The organism is Kitasatospora indigofera, from assembly GCF_014655955.1.
In the GTDB taxonomy this organism is placed as follows: Bacteria; Actinomycetota; Actinomycetes; order Streptomycetales; family Streptomycetaceae; genus Kitasatospora; species Kitasatospora indigofera.
On sequence record NZ_BNBO01000002.1, the window covers coordinates 111,467 to 127,956 of the forward strand.

General features: G+C 75.3%; 17 protein-coding genes. 9 read left to right on the forward strand and 8 right to left on the reverse strand.

What is annotated here, in order from left to right:
* Positions 1 to 28: 28 nt before the first annotated feature.
* Both IE329_RS02495 and IE329_RS02500 read left to right on the forward strand, forming a co-directional pair.
* Positions 29 to 985 carry an SGNH/GDSL hydrolase family protein gene (locus IE329_RS02495; protein WP_190209101.1) on the forward strand — a complete coding sequence of 319 codons (957 nt, stop codon included), beginning with the start codon at positions 29 to 31 and terminating at the stop codon, positions 983 to 985.
* Complete coding sequence (locus IE329_RS02500; protein WP_190209102.1) at positions 982 to 1,647, forward strand: NAD(P)-dependent oxidoreductase; 666 nt, start codon at positions 982 to 984, stop codon at positions 1,645 to 1,647. The genes IE329_RS02495 and IE329_RS02500 overlap by 4 nt, the downstream gene beginning before the upstream one ends.
* 65 nt (positions 1,648 to 1,712) lie before the next feature.
* Here the strand turns inward: IE329_RS02500 and IE329_RS02505 are convergent, their stop codons facing one another.
* The gene (locus IE329_RS02505; protein WP_190209103.1) at positions 1,713 to 2,327 is read right to left on the reverse strand and encodes a DUF6083 domain-containing protein; all 615 of its coding nucleotides are present in this window, start codon (positions 2,325 to 2,327) and stop codon (positions 1,713 to 1,715) included.
* A gap of 294 nt (positions 2,328 to 2,621) precedes the next feature.
* On the opposite strand from IE329_RS02505, the gene IE329_RS02510 reads away from it, so the two are divergent.
* Positions 2,622 to 3,107, forward strand: coding sequence for a hypothetical protein (locus IE329_RS02510; protein ID WP_190209104.1), 486 nt, complete (start codon positions 2,622 to 2,624; stop codon positions 3,105 to 3,107).
* A 108-nt stretch (positions 3,108 to 3,215) separates the two neighbouring features.
* Positions 3,216 to 4,232, forward strand: coding sequence for a hypothetical protein (locus tag IE329_RS02515; protein WP_229927112.1), 1,017 nt, complete (start codon positions 3,216 to 3,218; stop codon positions 4,230 to 4,232).
* 102 nt (positions 4,233 to 4,334) lie between these two features.
* Here the strand turns inward: IE329_RS02515 and IE329_RS02520 are convergent, their stop codons facing one another.
* A complete protein-coding gene (locus tag IE329_RS02520; protein WP_229927113.1) occupies positions 4,335 to 5,399 on the reverse strand; it encodes a zinc metalloprotease in 1,065 nt (354 codons plus the stop codon).
* A gap of 308 nt (positions 5,400 to 5,707) precedes the next feature.
* Between IE329_RS02520 and IE329_RS02525 the strand changes: the two genes are divergently transcribed.
* Both IE329_RS02525 and IE329_RS02530 read left to right on the forward strand, forming a co-directional pair.
* Positions 5,708 to 6,190, forward strand: a complete 483-nt coding sequence (locus IE329_RS02525) for a GNAT family N-acetyltransferase (protein ID WP_190209105.1) — start codon at positions 5,708 to 5,710, stop codon at positions 6,188 to 6,190.
* A gap of 104 nt (positions 6,191 to 6,294) precedes the next feature.
* The gene (locus IE329_RS02530) at positions 6,295 to 6,648 is read left to right on the forward strand and encodes a VOC family protein (RefSeq protein WP_190209106.1); all 354 of its coding nucleotides are present in this window, start codon (positions 6,295 to 6,297) and stop codon (positions 6,646 to 6,648) included.
* Between the two features lie 65 nt (positions 6,649 to 6,713).
* On the opposite strand, the gene IE329_RS40265 is transcribed toward IE329_RS02530, so the two are convergent.
* Positions 6,714 to 7,109 (reverse strand): hypothetical protein, encoded by a 396-nt coding sequence (locus IE329_RS40265; protein ID WP_229927149.1) that lies wholly within the window; start codon positions 7,107 to 7,109, stop codon positions 6,714 to 6,716.
* A 124-nt stretch (positions 7,110 to 7,233) separates the two neighbouring features.
* Between IE329_RS40265 and IE329_RS02540 the strand changes: the two genes are divergently transcribed.
* Together IE329_RS02540 and IE329_RS02545 are read left to right on the forward strand one after the other, a co-directional pair.
* Complete coding sequence (locus IE329_RS02540; RefSeq protein WP_190209107.1) at positions 7,234 to 8,274, forward strand: Scr1 family TA system antitoxin-like transcriptional regulator; 1,041 nt, start codon at positions 7,234 to 7,236, stop codon at positions 8,272 to 8,274.
* Between the two features lie 91 nt (positions 8,275 to 8,365).
* Positions 8,366 to 8,851, forward strand: coding sequence for a GNAT family N-acetyltransferase (locus tag IE329_RS02545; protein WP_190209108.1), 486 nt, complete (start codon positions 8,366 to 8,368; stop codon positions 8,849 to 8,851).
* 1 nt (position 8,852) lies between these two features.
* On the opposite strand, the gene IE329_RS02550 is transcribed toward IE329_RS02545, so the two are convergent.
* Positions 8,853 to 10,607 (reverse strand): LCP family glycopolymer transferase, encoded by a 1,755-nt coding sequence (locus IE329_RS02550; RefSeq protein WP_229927114.1) that lies wholly within the window; start codon positions 10,605 to 10,607, stop codon positions 8,853 to 8,855.
* A 129-nt stretch (positions 10,608 to 10,736) separates the two neighbouring features.
* A complete protein-coding gene (locus IE329_RS02555; protein WP_190209109.1) occupies positions 10,737 to 11,870 on the reverse strand; it encodes a hypothetical protein in 1,134 nt (377 codons plus the stop codon).
* A gap of 245 nt (positions 11,871 to 12,115) precedes the next feature.
* Between IE329_RS02555 and IE329_RS02560 the strand changes: the two genes are divergently transcribed.
* Entirely contained in the window at positions 12,116 to 12,970 is an 855-nt protein-coding gene (locus IE329_RS02560) for an HAD family hydrolase (RefSeq protein WP_190209110.1), read from the forward strand.
* A 16-nt stretch (positions 12,971 to 12,986) separates the two neighbouring features.
* Here the strand turns inward: IE329_RS02560 and IE329_RS02565 are convergent, their stop codons facing one another.
* The 3 genes from IE329_RS02565 to IE329_RS02575 all read right to left on the reverse strand — a co-directional run bounded on the left by IE329_RS02565 (position 12,987) and on the right by IE329_RS02575 (position 16,472).
* On the reverse strand, positions 12,987 to 14,258 hold the full coding sequence (locus IE329_RS02565) for a cytochrome P450 (RefSeq protein WP_229927115.1): 1,272 nt from the start codon (positions 14,256 to 14,258) through the stop codon (positions 12,987 to 12,989).
* Positions 14,259 to 14,580: 322 nt separating this feature from the next.
* Positions 14,581 to 15,492, reverse strand: a complete 912-nt coding sequence (locus tag IE329_RS02570) for a phosphate ABC transporter ATP-binding protein (protein WP_190209112.1) — start codon at positions 15,490 to 15,492, stop codon at positions 14,581 to 14,583.
* A 35-nt stretch (positions 15,493 to 15,527) separates the two neighbouring features.
* A complete protein-coding gene (locus IE329_RS02575) occupies positions 15,528 to 16,472 on the reverse strand; it encodes a sortase (protein WP_229927116.1) in 945 nt (314 codons plus the stop codon).
* Positions 16,473 to 16,490: the final 18 nt, after the last annotated feature.

Consider the following 16,490-nt stretch of genomic DNA (forward strand, 5'->3'; position numbering starts at 1 on the left):
CGATTCTTCCAAGAGAACGGATTCTGCCATGCAGTCGAACCAGCCGGACCAGCCGGACCAGCCGAAGCAGCCGCACCCGGACGACCCCCACGCACCGGACCGCCGGCGACCGCCCGCCGGCCCCGCCCCACGGGCGGAGGACCGTACGGCGTCCGGGGCCGCCCCGGCACCGGACGCCGAGCAGACCGCCCGGCTGGTGCGGTTCCGGCTGCCAGCACCCGCCGCGCCCGACGGGGCGGAGGACGCCCGGGAGGCCGCCCGGGCCGGCATCGACCCGGCGGTCCACCGTGAGCTGCTGCTGGGCTTCGAGGAGCAGGTCCGGCAGGCGGCCGCCGGACTGCTGGCGGACACCGGCTTCGCCGGCCTGGTCGCCCGGCTGCCGTTCCGGCCGGGCGAGCACGTCGTGGCGATCGGGGAGAGCACCACCGCCGACCGGCTCTCCTGGTTCGAGATCCTGCGGCGGCTGCTTCCCGCCGGCGTCCGCCTCAGCAACCTGGCGGTCCCGGGCTGCACCACCACCCAGGCGCTGGCCCAGCTGCCGGCCCTCGCCCTCCGGCGCCCCGACTGGGTGCTGTGCATGCTCGGCGCGAACGACGTCCAGCGCCTGGGACCGGACGCCGTCCGCCTGGTCAGCGCGGACGAGACCCGGCGCAACCTGCTGCTGCTGCGCGAGCTGGCGGGCCGCCGGACCTCCGCCCGGTGGATCTGGCTCACCCCGGCCGGCGTGCACGCCGAGCGCGTGGCCGCGTACCCGCACTTCCGGCGGGCCGGCATCGGCTGGGCGAACGAGGACATCGACGCCGTCGCCGCCTTCCTGCGGTCCCATCCGGAGCCGACCGTGGACACCCGCCCCGCCGTGCCCGCCACGGCCGACGGCGACGGCACCGCCGCCGACCCGCACCAGCCGGACGGCCTGCACCTCACCCTGGCCGGCCAGCGGTCGGTCGCCGCCGCACTGGTCCGTGCCCTGGCGGGGCCGGCATGAGACTCGCACTCTTCGGCGCCACCGGGGGCACCGGCGCCCAGCTCCTCGCGCAGGCCCTCACGGCGGGCCACCAGGTCACCGCCGTCGTCCGCGATCCCGCCCGGGTCGCCCGCCCGGCGCCCACCGGACCCGGCAGCACCGGAGCCTCGGACGCACTCACCCTGGTCCCCGGCGACGTGCTCGACCCGGGTGCCTGGGCGCACGCGCTCGCCGGGCAGGACGCGGTGCTGTCGTGTCTCGGCAGCACCGACCGCCGGCACCCCACCACGGTGTACTCGCAGGGCACCCGGAACATCCTCGGAGCGATGCGCGGGGCCGGGGTGGGCCGCCTGCTCTGCCTGTCCTCCGCCGGGCTGGAGATCGCCCCGGGCACGCCGCTGCCCCAGCGCCTGGTCACCCGCCTGGTCGTCCAGCGGCTCTACCGGCACGGGTACGCGGACATGGCCCGGATGGAGGCCCTGGTCAAGGAGAGCGACATCGACTGGACGGTCGTCCGGCCGCCGATGCTCACCGACGGGCCGCCCCGCCGCCGGTACCGGACGGCCGTCGACGGCCCGCCCGCCGACGGGAAGCCGCTCTCCCGTGCCGACCTCGCGGACTACCTGCTCACCCGGGTGGACGACCGGAGCACCTGGCGGACAGTGGTCGAGATCGCCGGCTGACGGTCCGGGCCCGGACCGGCCCGCCCGGGCGCGTGGTCCACCCGGCGCGGCCCCGGCCCGGCGGGTCAGCCGGCGTGCTGGTGCCAGAGTCCGAGCATCACCGAGGACTCGTAGGGCGCCGGCTCCTCGGCGCAGGTGTCGAAGTGGCTGATCCGGCAGGTGTCCGGCCGGCCGGAGGCGCCGAGGTTGACGGCGATGCCGTCGGCGGTGATCCGCCACCGCTTGCCGACGGGGACGGCGCCGGTCGGCCACTCGCCGGGCTCCATCAGGATCCACCGGCCCCGGACGGTCAGGTGCCAGATCGCCCGGGCGCCGCAGCGGCGGCAGCCGGCACCGGCGTCGGCGCCCGGACCTGGGGCGGAGCCGGGACGGGCCGCCGCGTGCGCACCGGCGGACGGCCCGCCGGTGCGCTGCGCGGGCAGCAGCGGCGCGGCCGGGACGCTGCGCGCGACCTCGGCGAAGGCACCGGCCAACGCCTCGCCCAGGGTGACGGGTTCACGGTCCGACGGGTCGGCGGCGACGGGTGCGCAGCCGGTGCAGCGGGTGCCGCCGACGGCGGTCGTCCAGCGCGTGAGCGGCCGGCGGCAGGATTCGCAGACGGAGGGTCCAGGACGGTCGGTCCGGTGCGCTTTCGCGGCACCGGCCGGGTCACGCTCGTCATTGCGGTAGCGAGGCGGCATCGGACTTCCTGCGGAGGGGGATTGCCGAGTCATTCCTGCCCGCATCCCTACCCGCGATTCCCCGATCGGGAACGAATCCGGGGCAACTGCCGGACTCCGGCCGGAAAAGCGGTCCGAAAAGGACCCGGCCGGGGCCGGAAAAGGCCTGACCGGGCCCGGGAATTGGGCCCGTCCGGGCTCGCCGCGGGTGGTGGCCGCCCCGGACCGGGGCAGAGCCGGGCGCGGGAATCCACCACCCCGTACCGGCCCGGGTATTGTCGGCAGCCGAATGCCACCCACCGAGGACAGGGCCGGATGACGACCAGCGGCAGCAGCGGGACGCGCGAACGGGCGACGGCCCAACTGCTGCTGCTCTGCGCCGTGCTGGCCGGCCTGTTCCTGATGCACGGCTCCCCGGCGGCGGCCGGCGACTGCCACCGCGCCCTCGGCGCGATGCCGGGGCCGCCGGCCGTCGCGGCCGCCGCCGGGCACCGGCACGCGCCCATGACCGAGGCCTCACCCGCCACCGCGCCCGTCACCGCGGCCACGGGCGTACGGGCCGCCGAGGTCTCGGCCCCGCCGCCCGCCGCCCCCGGGCCGCACGCCCGCGACACCCTCTGCCTGGCCACCAAGGCCCGGGACGGCGCGGCGCTGCCGGCCCCCGGGCCCGCGACGGGCGCCTCGGCCGTCGTCCTGCCGGCCGTCGTGGCCGCCGGCTGCGGCGGGTCCGCGGGCCGCTCCCGGGCCGGGCCCGGCGGCGGGCGGCACATCCTCCTCCGGGTCTGCGTCGCGCGGACGTGACAGGCACCGCCCGGCTCCGTCAGGAGCCCGGGTGCCGTGTCCTGCCCGTTCCGCGTGCCGCCTGGGCGGCCGCACCTCCCGGAGAGTCACCGAACCATGTCGGCTCAGTTGCCCCTGCGTACGTCCCCGCGCCGCCCGCTGCCCGCGCGCCCGGCGTCCGCCGGGCGCCCGGCCCCGGCCACCCGTTCAGCCCTGGCCGGCCGCACGGCCCTGGCCGGTGCGGCCGCCGCGCTCGCCCTCACCCTGGCCGCCTGCGGCTCCCCCGCCGGCAAGGCCGCCGACGGCGACGGCCACAGCGGCCACAGCCACGCGAGCGCCACCCCCGCCGCCTCCGGCGGTGCCCACGCCGGCCACGGCATGCCGGGCACCGCACCCGCCACGACGCCGGGGGCGCCGGCCGTCGGCGCCGGCCTGGCGTCCGAGCAGAACGGCTACCGCCTGTCCCCGGCCTCCGACACCCTGCCGGCCGGCGCCCCCGCCGAGTACCGGTTCACCATCACCGGCCCGGACGGCGGCCCGGTCACCGCGTTCGCCGTCGAGCAGACCAAGCGGCTGCACTTCTACGCGATCCGCGCGGACCTGACGGGCTTCCAGCACCTGCACCCGGAGATGGCGGCCGACGGCGGCTGGACGGCGCCGCTGGCCGCGCTGGCCCCGGGCAGCTGGCGGGTGTACGCCTCCTTCACCCCGGACAGCGGGCCGGGGAAGGGCACCGGACTGGTCCTCAGCAGCCCGGTGACCGTGCCGGGGACGGCCGGCACCGCACCGGCCGGCACCGCCACCGGCACCGCCACGGCGAGCGTCGACGGCTACACCGTGACGGTGGACGACGCCCCGACCGCCGGGGCCGCCGCCGAGCTGAAGGTCACCGTCAGGAAGGACGGCGCCCCGGTCACCGACCTGGAGCCGTACCTGGAGTCCTACGCCCACCTCACCGCCTTCCACGTGGGCGACCAGGCCTTCGCGCACCTGCACCCGGAGACCAGGGCCGAGGGCGCCGGCGGCGGGCCGACGCTGCCCTTCCACGCCGAACTCCCGGCCGCCGGCGACTGGCAGCTGTTCCTGCAGTTCCAGACCGCCGGGACGCTGCACACCGCCGCCGTGACCCTGCGGGTGGCCGGCTGACCGCACCGCCCGCACCGGCCGGCGCCGGCGGTCCCCTCCGGGGCATCGCCGGCGCCGGCCCGCGGGGACGGTACGGGCCTCACCGGCGCGTCAGCAGCCGGCTCACCAGTACATCAGCGCGGCCTCGCCGCGGCCCCAGGCGGAGTAGAGCCGGGCGCGGACGACGTAGCTGCGGCCCTTGAAGAGCTTGACGTCCAGCCGGCCGTTGCGGTCCTCCCCGCTGTCGTCGTCGGCGGTGACGTACCGGAGTTCGCCGTTGACCCGCTCGAACAGCGCCATCACCACGTCGGCGTCACCGAAGGCGGCCACCGCGTACTTCCGGCTCTCGGACGGCGTGATCCCGAAGTCGGCCTGCCCGCCGGACCGCGCGGGCAGCGGGACGGACTCGCGCGGCTCCAGGTGCCGGGGCCTGGCGACGAGCGAGGGGTACCACTGCTGCACCATGTCCTTGTCGAAGGCGGAGAGCGAGAGCGGTTCGGGAATGCCCTCGATCCGGTACTTCTTGGGCCGCTTGATCAGCCCCGGCGGGAAGGGGTACTCCATGATCGAGTCGGCGTCGAAGACGGAACCGGACACCTCGGCGGGGTCCAGTTTCCGGATGATGTTGAAGAACGTCGTCTCCCGGTCCCACGCGTTGGGCGGCAGGGCCAGCGCCGCGTAGACCTTCTCCTCGTTCCACTCGATCCCGGCATTCGGATTCTGGTGTTCGTGGGCGAACCCCAGGACGTGCCCGGTCTCGTGCAGCGCGGTGGCCCGGCCCACCGCGTCGGTGAGGTCCCAGCCGAAGTTGGTGGTGGCCTCGTGCGGCCCGACCAGCAGCACGTCGGTGCCCACCGCGGACTCGGAGAACCTGCCCCGGAAGTCGATCCGGACCTCGGCCTCCGAGGCGTCGTCCACCTCCTTGAAGTCCAGGCCGATGCCGAGGTCCTTCCAGTCCTGGAGGGCGGCCCGGACGGCCTCCAGCTGCCCGGGGCCCCGGCCGCCGCCGGTGGGGTCGAGGAAGCAGTAGCGCAGCACGGTGCCGTTCAGCCACTTGTTCCCGATGACGAGGATCGCGCGTTCCCGGTTCGGCGCGAGGCCGGGAGCCGGGGCCGGGCGCAGGGACGCCTTCTGGGAGCAGTACACCGGTGTTCCGTAGCCGGCCACCGCGCTCCTGACGCCTGCCATGATGGTGCCTCCGATCTGCGAACCGCCTGCGGGAAACCGGCGGTCGAGGGCGGACTTGGCGGCTGTCGGGCCATCTGGGTGGGGCTCCCACCATCGTCTCGCCGCGAAGGGCCCGTTACAACCCCCGTCGGGGCCCGGCGCGCGCGACACCTCCGGCCCCGCCCCGCGGAGACCCCACCGTCCGGGCCCGCCGGGGCCGGTCACTGGTCGTCACCACGATGACCGGACGTCACCGACGTCACCGTCCGTCACCGGCGGGCCGGGGAAATCCACGGGCCCCGCGGCGCCGTGGCGGCTAGGGTGCCGCGATGAGCTCAGCATTCCGCCTCGTCGAGATCACCACCGAGAACGTGGAGGACGCCTGCCGGTTGTCCGTCCGGCCCGACCAGCAGCGGCTGGTGCAGCCCGTCGCGCAGTCGCTCGCGCTGGCCTACGCCTTCGGGGAGCGGGCCTGGCCCCGGCTGGTCGTGGACGGGGAGGAGATCGTCGGATTCCTGATGGCCTTCTTCGACGTGCCGTTCGACGCCGACCCGCCCGGGGTGACCAGGGACGGCCTCTGGCGGCTGAACGTGGCCGCCGGGCAACAGGGCCGGGGCGTGGGCCGGTTCGCGGTGGAGGAGGTGGCGCGGGAGTTGCGGCGGCGCGGGCGGCGCACCCTGACGACGTCCTGGCACGTGGCCGGCAACGGGCCCGAGCCGTTCTACCGCCGGCTCGGGTTCCGGCCGACCGGTGAGAGCGTCGAGGGCGAGATCGTCGGGGAGCTGGACCTGGGCGCGCCCGGGACGGGCTGAGGGGCGCCCGGCACGCCCCCGCCCGGGCGACGCTCCCGGCGCCGTGCCCCGCGGCCGGGCCCGGGATGCCGGGCCGGCGCCCGTCGTCCTGGCAGGATGGCGGCATGGAACGTGTGCTTGGAATCGGCGGTTACTTCCTGCGGGCCGAGGACCCGGCGGCCCTGGGCGCCTGGTACCGCGACTGCCTGGGCCTGGACGCGGACGAGCACGGTCTCTGGCACCAGGAGGCCGGGCCGACGGTGTTCGCCCCCTTCGAGTCGGGGACGGAGTACTTCGGCTCCCGGACCCAGCAGACGATGCTCAACTTCCGGGTCCGCGACCTCGACGCGATGCTCGCGCAGTTGCGCGCCAAGGGGGCGGACGTGGCCGAGGAGACCCAGGACATGGACGGTGTCGGCCGGTTCGGCTGGGTCACCGACCCCGGGGGCAACCGGATCGAGCTGTGGCAGGCCGGCTGACCGGGTCCGCGCCCGGGCGGTGAGGTGCCGCCCGGCCCCGGGCGCCGCCGCGTCCGCATCGCCGCTCAGGTCGCCTCCGTGACACCCTGGCCGGGGTACTGGTCCAGGGACCGCACGGTGATCCGGGGGATCGGCGGCCGGTCCAGCCAGTGCGGATCGGCCTCCCACTCCACCCCGCCGCTCTCCGGCCGCAGGTACACCGCCGTGCCCATCCGGCCCATGAAGACGCCGGTCCGGCCGGACCGCACGTCGACCACCAACTCGCCTCTCCTGGAGGGCTGGTAGGGATCGGACGGCGGTGTCCCGGGCGCGCCCGGGGCGACCTCCGGATACGGGCTCTCCAGCCGGAGATGCGCCTCGGGCCGCCCGCCGCAGTTCGCCGGACACTGGCAGAACGGCATGCTGCGGTCCCTGGTCACCGCCGGGGCTGCGTCCTGCCGGTCGGACTGAGGAATCGTCATGATCACGTCTCCGTAGGTGCGTGGGCGCTCCGCGCCTCTCACTCTTTGTACTCCCATGGTCACCGTGGGCGGCTACGATCGGAACGGTTTTGAGTGGACAGTCAGATCTGTTGATTTGGGGCCCATGAACATCAGGAAGCTCGACCCGTCGTCCTCGCCGCTCGCCGCCTTCGGCACCCAGTTGCGACGGTCCCGGCAGGCCGGCGGGCTGACGCAGGCCGAACTCGGTGCCCGGGTCGGCTACACCGGCTCGTACGTGTCGTACGTCGAGCGGGCGGAGCGGATGCCGCCGGTGCGTTTCGCCAGGGACGCGGACGCGGCCCTGCGGACGGGCGGCACGCTCGAACTGATGTGGTGGCACCTCGGCAACGACGCCCTGATCGAGGGATTCCCCGAGTTCGCCGACCGTGAGGCGGTGACGACGGAAATACGCCTGTTCGAAATGGGCGTGATTCCCGGACTTCTGCAAACGGATTCCTACATGACGGCGCTCGTCCAGGCGGCCGTGAAACGCGGGAACATCGACCAGGCGCAGGCCGACGAGCGGCGGGCCTTCCGGCTGGCCAGGCAACGCCTGCTGGACCGTACGCCGGCTCCGCTGGTGCACGCCGTGCTGGACGAGAGCTGCCTGCGCAGGACCGTCGGCGGGCCCGCCGTGATGGCCGAGCAGCTTCATCATCTCGAATGCCTGGCGAGGCGGCCCAACGTGGTGCTCCAGGTCGCCCCGTTCGACCTGGGCGAACGCGTTCCGTTCACCATGCCCGTATATCTTCTGACACTGCCCGATCAGACAGTGCTCGGATACACAGAAACTCTGCAACGAGGCTATCTGGAGAGCGGGACGACTACCGTCGCGGAATGGGTCCTGGACTACGATCGGCTGCAGGTCACAGCCTGCTCACAGGTTGAGTCCCTGGGCATGATCCGCGCTCGCCGGAAGGAACTTCTGAACATGAGCCACCGCATCGACCTCACTGGCGCCCCCTGGAGCAAGAGCTCCTACAGCAACGGCGGCGGCGCCTGCATCGAGGTCGCCGCCGGCTTCACCGGCCTCATGCCCGTCCGTGACTCGAAGGACCCCGAGGGCCCCGCGCTGGTCTTCTCCGCCGAGGCCTTCGCGGCCTTCGTGGCGGGCGTCAAGGCCGGGGAGTTCGGCACGGTCTGATCCTGCCCGGTCTGATCCTGCCCGGTCCGGGCCGGCCCCGGCCGGGCCGCGTCACCCGGGGTGCCGGGGCGCGCTCTGCCAGACTGGCCGAATGATCGTCAGAGTCGCCCGGGGCATGGACCTTGCCGGCTTCCTGGGCCTGGCCGGGCAGGTCGAGCAGTGGTTCGGGCCGATGGTGGACGATCCCGGGTTCCGGCGGGCCGTCGAGGAACACATCGGCCGGGGAGCGGCGCTGGTGGTGGACGCCCCCACGGGTGACCGGCTGCTCGGCGGTCTGCTCTTCGGGTCCGAACCCCCGCTGCACCACGTCCACTGGCTGGTCGTCTCCGAGGAGGCGCGCCGACTGGGGGTCGGGCGGGCGCTGATGGCGGAGGCCCTGGGCCGGTTCGCGGCCGGCGGCGGGACGGTCGAGGTGGTGACCTTCGGCGCCGGCCACCCGGGCGCCGAGGCGGGCGGGGCCCGGGCGTTCTACGAGGGCCTCGGGTTCACCCCCGGGGAGCCGGCCCCGGCGGGGCCGGAGGGCGGCTCCCGGCAGGTCTACCGGCGGCCCGTCGGCCGGCCGCTCGCCGGGCCGTGACTCAACCGCCGCTGCCGTACGTCGTGTTGGCGCAGATGTCGTCGTCGGCGGAGCGGGCGTCGGCGGTGTCGGCGGGTGCCAGGGTGGGCGGCGGGGCGGGGGTGCCCGGGGCTCCGGAGGCGCCCGTGCCACCGCCGTTGGCGTCCGCGTAGTCCTTGCCCAGGACCAGGCTGATGCCCGCCGCACCGGTGGGGGTGAGGGTGGCGCCGGGGAAGAGCGCGGCCACCTTCTCGGCGTTGGCCTTCTGGCCGGAGCCGTACTCGACGACGGTGGTGGCGTGGTTGGTGGAGGGGGCTCCGGTGGTCTTGGTGACGGTGAACTTCGCGGCCTTGAGCGCCTCGGCCGCCTTGCCGGCGATGCCGTTGGCGGTGGTGCCGTTGTAGACGGCGACCTTGATGCCGGTGCCGTTGCCGTCGGGGGCGGCGGGCGGCGCGGCCACCGTGCTGACCGGTGCGGCGGGCGCCGCCGGGCTCGCGGCGGGCGCCTCGGCCTGGCCGGTGGCGTCCTGGCCGTCGATGGTGCGGTCGGCCTTGAGGGTGGCCCAGAGGTTGTCGACGTTCGGGTGCACGAGGTCGATGTTCTCGCCGTGGTACTGCCAGCGGGGGGTCAGGAACTTCAGGTCGTGCATGTCGATGTTCTTCATCGACAGGCCGAAGGAGAGCAGCTTGTCCACGCTGTCGAGGCCGGGGTCGACGGTCATCGACTTGGTGGCGGCGTTGGCCAGCGGGAGCAGGGTGGTGGGGCTCAGGCCCTGCTTCTTCACCTTGGAGATGAGCGAGCCCATGAACGCCTGCTGGCGCTTCATCCGGCCGATGTCGGAGCCGTCGCCGATGCCGTGCCGCAGCCGGACGTAGTCCAGCGCGAGCTGGCCGTCGACCTTCTGCTTGCCCATCGGCAGCACGACCTTGCCCTTCTTGCCGAGGTTCGGGTTGATGTCCCCCTCGTAGATGGCCTCGGGCAGGCAGACGTCGACGCCGTCGACGGCCTTGGTCATCGTGGAGAAGCCCTGGAAGTCGACCACGATGGTGTGGTCCACCCGGATGCCGGTCAGCTTCTCGACGGTGTTCTGGGCGCAGGCCGGGTTGCCCTCGGTGGTGCCGCCCAGCGCGAAGGCCTCGTTGAACAGCGCGCCGGTCTTCTCCTTGGTCCACTTGCCGCTGGGCAGCTTGCAGGAAGGCAGGGTGACCAGGGCGTTGCGCGGTATGGATATGCCCACGGCGTGCTTGTGGTCGGCGTAGACGTGCAGCAGGATCGTGGTGTCCGAGCGGGCGCCCTCGGAGTCGCCGCCGCCGAGGTCGCTGTTGCTGCCGCTGCGGCTGTCGGAGCCGAGCAGCAGGACGTTGACGGGCTTGTTGCCGTTGGCGTCGGCCTGCGCCTCGGGCGGGCGGTCGGTGGAGACGGCGTCCGGGTCGAAGCTCTTGATGTTGCCGTTGAACAGCAGGTAGACCGCGCCGCCGCCGGCGACCAGCAGCACCATGGCGCTGGCCGCCGTCCAGGCGATCAGCTTCTTCCGGCTCCGCTTCGGCTTGCGGCCACGACCGGCGGGGGCGGCGCCCCGGCCGTCACCCGGCGGCTGCGCGCCCCGGCCGCCACGCCCCTGTGCGGCCCGGCGGGCCTCCGCACGGCCGCCCGGTCTGGGTGCGGGCACGCCTGGCTCGGGCCTGGTCGCGGCGCCTGCGCGCACGGCGCGGCCCGGCGCGGCGCCGGACTCCTCGCCGCCGCCCCCGTACGGGCCTTCGTTCCACTGCCCCGACACAAGCGCACCTTTCACCGACGGAATCCGGTACGGACCTGAGCACCGTATCCATACAGACGCTCGAAAGATGGTCGGATGTTACACACAGGAAGGTTACCGAACGTCAACAGCCGCCCTGCGGAAGGGTGCTCACATGACGGACGGGGCCGCGAGAGCCCAGTGCCCGGGCGGCAGGAGCGGGGTGTCACGGATCTGCCGGCAGTCCCCGCAGAGGCCGTCGGACCGGGGACCAGACGTGATCAGCGGCCGGTCACAGCCCTCGCACTCGGGGTGCTCGGCGAGGGCGGGCGGCCGGGGCGGGGCGGGCCGGGGCTCGGGCGGGAGCTTGTCCTTGAGCCGGTACGTGAGCAGGGCGGCGGGGTTGCGGAGAGTGGCGGGCAGGCCCTGGGTGGCGGCCGCGACGATCTGTCCGTCGGTGGCGCCGCGGGCGAGCCACTCCTCGACCAGCGGGGCCAGGGCGGCCCGGTCGCGGGCGCCCAGGGTCAGCCGGTGGTCGGCGGCGGTGAGGCCGTGCAGGACGACCCTCGCGGCGGCACTGACCGGCCCGGGCGGGGTGCCAGGGGCGGCAGGGGCAGCAGGGGCGGGCAGGGCAGCAGGGGCGGCCGAGGTGACCGGGGCGACCGCCCCCGGCAGGGGCGCGGGCCGGGAGACCGTCCGGCGCCGGGGCCGCGCGGGCTCCGGCAGCAGGGGCTCCGGTTCGGGGCACGGGCCGGGCCTCGCGTCGGGCCCGTCGCCCGGAAGGGTGGTCAGTACTTCCCCCGTAGTAGTGACAACCCCGGTAGGGGTGGTTCCCGGGATCCCGGGGTGCGGGCCGCCGGGGTGCGGGTTCCCGGCCGCCGGGCGGCCGCCCGCACCGGGGCACTCGCCGGACCCGCCGGCTTCACCGACCTCACCGGGCTCGGCGGCCTCACCGGCCTCACCGGGCTCGGCGGGCTCGGCGGGCTCGGCGGCCTCGGCGGCCTCGGGGACGTACGGCGTCTCGTACACGTGGGAGACCGAGTGGATCCGGCCGGTCACCGCGTCCCGGATCCTGACCACCCGGTAGTAGCCGCGCCGCGCCAGTTCACGCAGGCCGGAGCGGACGGCGTCCCGCCCGGTGGAGCGTTCGGCGGCCAGGGTGCGGATGTTCACGGTGTCGCCGTCGCGCAGCGACAGCAGCCGGAGCAGCAGCCCCAGGGCGTTGAAACTCAGGGCGGTGTCCCATACCACGCCGTTCGAGATCACGGTGTACCGGGACTTGTGAACGCTACGATGAATCCGCAACGGGGACTCCTTGGGCTTTGGTTCCTGTTGCCGCGCCCCGGGGTGTTGGCGCACCGCCGGGGTATCAGCCTTACGTGGTCGATCAATCACGGACGGTAGCCCGGCCTCGCGCGCGCCGATGCCCGCCTTCACCCGTGGGAGTGGCTCCCGACCGAAGTCCTCCGGGCGGCGACCGGCCCGGCCCGGAATCGGCCGGGGGCGACCGGATCGGTGACCTCTCCCGACCGGTGAGCGAAGATGGATCGGTGACCACCACCCCGGGCCGGCCGACGCCCCGCACCCGCCTGATCGCCACCGACCTGGACGGCACCCTGCTCTGCGCCGGCGGCACCGTCTCCGCCCGCACCGCCGCCGCGCTGGCCGCCGCCGAGGCGGCCGGGATCCAGGTGGTGTTCGTCACCGGGCGCCCGCCGCGCTGGATGCAGCAGGTCAGCCCGCACGTCGGCGGTCACGGTGTGGCGATCTGCTCCAACGGCGGCGCGATCGTCGACGTCCGGCGCGGCGAGCTGCTGGAGACCTTCCCGCTGACCGCGGAGAACGCGCTCGCCGTGATCACCGCGCTGCGCGCCAAGCTGCCCGGCACCGCCTTCGCCTTCGAGTACCCGGGGGGCTTCGCCCGCGAGCCCGGCTACGAGGTGCGGATGTGGGGCTCGGACGAGAGCCACCCGGTCGGCCCGGCCGAGGAGCTGCTCGGCCCGGGCGGCGAGGTCCGCGACCTGTTCAAACTGCTGGCCAAGCACCCCGACCTCGACCCGGACAAGCTGCTGAGCGAGGCCCGCAAGGCCGCCGGGCACCTCGCCGAGATCACCCGGTCCAGCCCGATCCCGCTGCTGGAGATCAGCGCGCCGGGCGTCACCAAGGCCAGCACGCTGGCCCGCTGGTGCGCCGGGCACGGCATCGACAGCGGCGAGGTGGTGGCCTTCGGCGACATGCCGAACGACCTGGAGATGCTGGCCTGGGCCGGCCGCGCCTACGCGGTGGCCAACGCCCACCCCGAGGTGCTCGCCGCCGTCGCCACGCACACCGTGAGCAACGAGCAGGACGGCGTGGCGACCGTGCTGGAGACGCTGCTGGGCGGCACCGGGGACGCGCAGGCCTGACCCCGGGCGGCCGGGCTCAGCCCGTCCGCCCCAGGCGCACCGGGAGGTGCCGGAGCCGGCGGCCCTCCGGCAGCGGGACGCGCTCCAGCTGCTCGGGCGGCACCGCGAGGGCGAGCCCGGGGTGGCGCCGCAGCAGCGCGGCCAGGGCCACCTCCGCCTCCTGCCGGGCCAGCCCGGCGCCGAGGCAGGAGTGGATGCCGTGGCCGAAGGCGACCTGCTGCTCGCCCGGGCCGGCCGGCTCGCGGGTCAGGTCGAGCCGCTCCGGGTGGGGGTGGCGGCGGGGGTCGAAGTTCGCCGCCACCAGGACGAGCTGCACCGCCTCGCCGCGCCGGATCCGGGTGTCCCGGAAGGTCAGGTCCTCGGTGGCCCAGCGCGGCCCGGTCAGCTGCACCGGGCCGCACCAGCGCACCAGCTCCTCGACGGCGCGCGGCCACAGCGCCGGATCGGCGTCGAGCCGGGCCCGCTCGGCGGGATGGCCGAGCAGCGCCGCCGCGCCGTTGGCGATCAGGTCCGCGGTGGGCCCGAGACCGGCCGCGACCAGCGCCAGCACCAGGCCGGCCACCTCCTCGTCGCTGATCCGCCCGCCGCCCGCCGCCGCCCCGCAGGCGGCCCCGGCCGCTCCCCCGCCCGCCGTCTCGTCGGGGCGCAGGAGGGCGCTGACCAGGTCGTCGACGGGCTCGGCCCGGCGCCGGGCGGCCAGCTCCCGCAGGCGGCCGGCCAGGGCGGCGGTGGCGGCGTCCGCGCGTCCGGCGGCCTGCTCGGCGCCCCAGTCGCGCCACAGCCCCCGGTCGGCCTCCGGCACCCCCACCAGCTCGGCGAGGACGCCGGTCGACAGCGGGTACGCGTAGTGCTCGACCAGGTCGACCGCGCCGCCGACGGCGTGCCCGGGCAGGGCGTCCAGCAGCTCCTCCGCGATCCGCTCGACCCGGGGGCGCAGGGCCTGCAGCCGGCGGGCGGAGAGGGCCCGCGCGGCCGGCCGGCGCAGCCTGGTGTGGGCGGGCCGGTCGTTGTCCGGCAGCGATCCGGGCAGGAGCGGGCGGCCGGCGTCCCCGGGGGCCTGCCGCGCCTCCGGGGTCCCGGTGCACCCGGCCCCCTCGGCCGGCCGGCCGGGCACCGGGGCGGGGGAGTTGACGAACCGCTGGTCGCGCAGCAGCTCCCGGACGTCGTCGTGCCGGGTGACCAGCCAGACCGGCGCGCCGTCGGCCCCGCGGCCCCGGACGATCGGGCCCTGCTCACGCAGCCGCCCGTACCCGCCGACCGGGTCCGCGAGCAGGTCCGGATCGGTCACGCCCGGCTCGCCGGGATGCTTCCCCGCATGCTCACCGGGTCCGGCCGGGGCTGCCTCCCTGGCGGGGGGCACGGCGGTGGTGGCGGCAGTGGCGGGGGTGGGCATCGTCCGGTCCTCTCATCGGCGAACTGGTCCTACCGGCCCAACGACACCTGTTCGGGCCGGTAACGGCGCGCCCCGGCGTGCGGGCGGCGCCGCCCGTACGGTTCCCCCCTTCGGCCCAGTGGTCACACCGGGCCCAGCAGTCACAGCAGGCCGGCCGACGTGGCCGGGCCGGCCGGGGCCGTGGCGGCAGCCGACGTGGCCGGTGCCGGGGTCCGGCCTACCCGAAGCGGCCGTTGACGTAGTCGGCGGTGCGCTGGTCGCGCGGGCTGCCGAAGAGCTGCTCGGTCGGGCCCGCCTCGACGATCCGGCCGGGGGTGTCGTGGGTGGCCAGGAAGAACGCGCAGGACTGCGAAACCCGCTGCGCCTGCTGCATGTTGTGGGTGACGATCACGATGGTGAGCCGCCCGCGCAGCTCCGCGATGGTCTCCTCGACCCGGCGGGTGGAGGTCGGGTCGAGCGCCGAACAGGGCTCGTCCATCAGCAGGATGTCCGGTGAGACCGCCAACGAGCGGGCGATGCACAGGCGTTGCTGCTGGCCGCCGGAGAGCGACCCGCCCGGCGTGTGCAGCCGGGTGGCCACCTCGTCCCAGAGTCCGGCCCGGCGCAGGCTGGACTCCACCAGGTGCTCGCGCTCCTCCTTGCCGACCTTGATCCCGGCCAGCTTCAGCCCGCTCGCGACATTGTCCTGGATCGACATCGCCGGGAAGGGATTGGGGCGTTGGAACACCATGCCGATCCGCCGCCGCACCTCCGCCGGCCGGCGGCCCGGCCGGTAGACGTCGTCACCGTCCAGCAGCACCTCACCGGCCAGCGCCGCGCCGCGGACCATCTCGTGCATCCGGTTGAGGATCCGCAGATAGGTCGACTTGCCGCAGCCGGACGGGCCGATCAGCGCCGTCACCTCACCGGCGGCCATGCCGAGCGAGACCCGCTCCAGCACCTTGTGGGAGCCGAACCAGGCCGACACGTCCCGGGTTTCGAGGCCGGCCAGGCCCTCGGCGGGCGCGTCGGCGAAGGCGCCGGACGGGACGGGCGGCAGGGTCAGGGTGGTCTCGGCGGCGCCGGGCGGCACGGTGCCGGCGGGCCGGGCCACGGGCAGATCGGCGGTCAGGTTCGGTGCGTCGGTCATCGGTGCGGTCCTCCGGAGCGTGGGGCAGGCGCGCGTCAGTAGAGATTGGGCAGCAGGGCGGCGGCGTTCTCGTACACGCTCCAGAGCAGCGCGCCGAGCACCGGCGCGAAGCTCAGGTAGGCGGCCGAGCGGCGCCACCAGCGGGCCGCGGCGGTGGCCGCCAGCACGGCGCCCAGCAGTCCGAGCGTCCAGAGCTGCAGTGCGGCGAGCGCGCCCTTGTCGGCCGCGAGGGCCTTGTCGTAGGCGATCGTGGCGGGCCGGCCGCCGGGGTTCGGCAGGGCCTCGTCGTCGAGCCGGGCGCCGATCAGCACCGCCCCGGACGGGATCCAGCCGGAGTCGCCGGTGACCAGCACCAGCCGGTTCCGCGCCGGGTCGGTGATCGGCTGGTCCGCGCCCCCGTAGACGTTCACGGTGTACGTGAACCTGCCCTGCCCGGTGGTGGTGGTGATCTTGTCGCCGACCCGCAGCTCGGACAGCCGGGCGAACGGCGCGCCGAAGCTCGCCCCGCGCCCGAACAGCACGCTCACGCCCTGCTGGCCGGGCAGCGCGGTGTCCCGCCGGTGGCCCGGGCCGCGCATCAGGTCCCGGCCGGTGGTGCCCTCCACCACCACGGCCTGGTGCAGGCCGATGGCGGGGATGTCGATCAGCGCCACGGGCGCGCCGTCGGCGGCCGCGCCGGTCGGGGCGACGGCCTTGGCGAGCTGGTCCCGGAAGGTCTTGTAGGAGGTCGACTGGGAGTGCCGCTGCTGCACGTGGGACAGGGTGAAGAGGTAGCCGACGAAGCCGGTCAGCAGGGCGGCCGCCAGGCTCGCCGCCCAGGCCGCCTGGAGGAACCGCCGCCGGGCGGTGGACCGCCCGGCCGCCGGCGCGGCCGCGGGGGCCGGCACGGGGGCCTTGGACAGCCTCGCCGGCGCCGCCGCCCCGGGCCCGGCGGGGGCCGGCACGGTGACGGACGCCGGGTCGATCGTGGGTGCGCTCACCGTCTCCTCCTCTGCGTG